The sequence below is a fragment of the Solemya velesiana gill symbiont genome (assembly GCF_002020805.1).
Lineage (GTDB): Bacteria > Pseudomonadota > Gammaproteobacteria > Chromatiales > Chromatiaceae > Sedimenticola_A.
The window spans coordinates 1-2,500 of the sequence record NZ_MPRJ01000005.1 but is presented as its reverse complement, the minus strand read 5'-3'; the positions used below and the strand labels follow the sequence as shown (position 1 = coordinate 2,500).

General features: G+C 52.6%; 2 rRNA genes (1 of these 2 cut by a window edge). Both read left to right on the top strand.

From position 1 onward, the window contains the following. Window positions 1-1,991 (top strand): 23S ribosomal RNA (locus BOW53_RS01215); it begins 897 nt to the left of the window's first position. A 128-nt stretch (window positions 1,992-2,119) separates the two neighbouring features. Next, a 5S ribosomal RNA gene (gene rrf, locus BOW53_RS01210) occupies window positions 2,120-2,235 on the top strand. Window positions 2,236-2,500: the final 265 nt, after the last annotated feature.

Sequence of the window (2,500 nt, the reverse complement as noted above, 5' to 3'; positions counted from 1 at the left end):
ACTCCGAATACCTGAGAGTGCAATCATGGGAGACACACGGCGGGTGCTAACGTCCGTCGTGGAAAGGGAAACAACCCAGACCGCCAGCTAAGGTCCCAAAATCACATCTCAGTGGGAAACGATGTGGGAAGGCCCAGACAGCCAGGAGGTTGGCTTAGAAGCAGCCATCCTTTAAAGAAAGCGTAATAGCTCACTGGTCGAGTCGGCCTGCGCGGAAGATTTAACGGGGCTTAAGATGTGTACCGAAGCTGCGGATGCAAGCTTGCTTGCATGGTAGAGGAGCGTTCTGTAAGCGGTTGAAGGTGTGCTGTAAGGCATGCTGGACGTATCAGAAGTGCGAATGCTGACATGAGTAACGATAAGAGGGGTGAGAGGCCCCTCCGCCGAAAACCCAAGGTTTCCTGCGCAACGCTAATCGGCGCAGGGTTAGTCGGCCCCTAAGGCGAGGCAGAAATGCGTAGTCGATGGGAAGCAGGTTAATATTCCTGCACCTCTTATTACTGCGATGGAGAGACGGAGAAGGCTAGGTCATCCGGGCGTTGGTTGTCCCGGTATAAGCATGTAGGGAGTGGGATTAGGCAAATCCGGTTCCACAATCCTGAGATGCGATGTCGAGCTCTATTTTGAGCGAAGTGATCGATGCCCTGCTTCCAGGAAAATCTTCTAAGCTTCAGGTAATAAGAGACCGTACTCCAAACCGACACAGGTGGGTAGGATGAGAATTCCAAGGCGCTTGAGAGAACTCTGGTGAAGGAACTAGGCAAAATGGCACCGTAACTTCGGGAGAAGGTGCACCCTTGATAGTGATGAGACTTGCTCTCTAAGCTGTTGGGGGTCGCAGTGAAATGGTGGCTGCAACTGTTTATTAAAAACATAGCACTCTGCAAACTCGAAAGAGGACGTATAGGGTGTGACGCCTGCCCGGTGCCGGAAGGTTAATTGATGGGGTTAGTCTTCGGACGAAGCTCTTGATCGAAGCCCCGGTAAACGGCGGCCGTAACTATAACGGTCCTAAGGTAGCGAAATTCCTTGTCGGGTAAGTTCCGACCTGCACGAATGGCGTAATGATGGCCACACTGTCTCCACCAGAGACTCAGTGAAATTGAACTCGCTGTTAAGATGCAGTGTGCCCGCGGCTAGACGGAAAGACCCCGTGAACCTTTACTACAGCTTCACACTGGACTTTGAGCCTACTTGTGTAGGATAGCTGGGAGGCTTTGAAGCGTGGACGCCAGTCTGCGTGGAGCCAAACTTGAAATACCAGCCTGGTATGTTTGAAGTTCTAACCTCGACCCGTTATCCGGGTTAGGGACAGTGTGTGGTGGGTAGTTTGACTGGGGCGGTCTCCTCCCAAAGAGTAACGGAGGAGCACGAAGGTACCCTCAGCGCGGTCGGAAATCGCGCACTGAGTGCAAAGGCATAAGGGTGCTTGACTGCGAGACAGACAAGTCGAGCAGGTACGAAAGTAGGTCTTAGTGATCCGGTGGCTCTGTATGGAAGGGCCATCGCTCAACGGATAAAAGGTACTCCGGGGATAACAGGCTGATACCGCCCAAGAGTTCATATCGACGGCGGTGTTTGGCACCTCGATGTCGGCTCATCACATCCTGGGGCTGAAGTCGGTCCCAAGGGTATGGCTGTTCGCCATTTAAAGTGGTACGCGAGCTGGGTTTAGAACGTCGTGAGACAGTTCGGTCCCTATCTGCCGTGGGCGTTTGAGATTTGAGGGAAGCTGCTCCTAGTACGAGAGGACCGGAGTGGACGAACCTCTGGTGTTCCGGTTGTCACGCCAGTGGCATTGCCGGGTAGCTACGTTCGGACAGGATAACCGCTGAAAGCATCTAAGCGGGAAGCCCCTCCCAAGATTAGATCTCACTGACTCCTAGAGAGTCCTGTAGGGCCCTTGAAGACTACAAGGTTGATAGGCTGGGTGTGGAAGCGCAGTAATGCGTGAAGCTAACCAGTACTAATTGCCCGTGAGGCTTGACCATATAACACCCAAGAGTTTTGGGTGTTGGTAGCAACTCAAGCAAACGCAACAACGACCCAAGATTACTCGTTTAGATACGAATCTAACCAAACGCTTGCAAGGCGCGTAGACGACTTGCACACCAGTTTGCCTGGCGGCCATAGAGTGCTGGAACCACCTGATCCCATCTCGAACTCAGAAGTGAAACGGTACATCGCTGATGATAGTGTGGGGCCTCCCCATGTGAAAGTAGGTCACTGCCAGGCTTTAAACATTAAACCCCTGTACTCAATGAGTGCAGGGGTTTTTCTTTGTCTCTGGAAAACATGCAGTGTTTGTAGGAGCCCGGTCCTCCGGGCGATAATCACAGCATTGACATAATCGCCCGGTGGACCGGGTTCCTACATGTTGCTTTTCTAGCTCAGACTCTATGTAAGCGTCCGGGCGTTACAGCCTGTACAAGGAACGACCAACGCGGTAGATGTCCACCTCTTTTAACGTAAGTGGGCACCTGTCATGTGTCCACGAGGA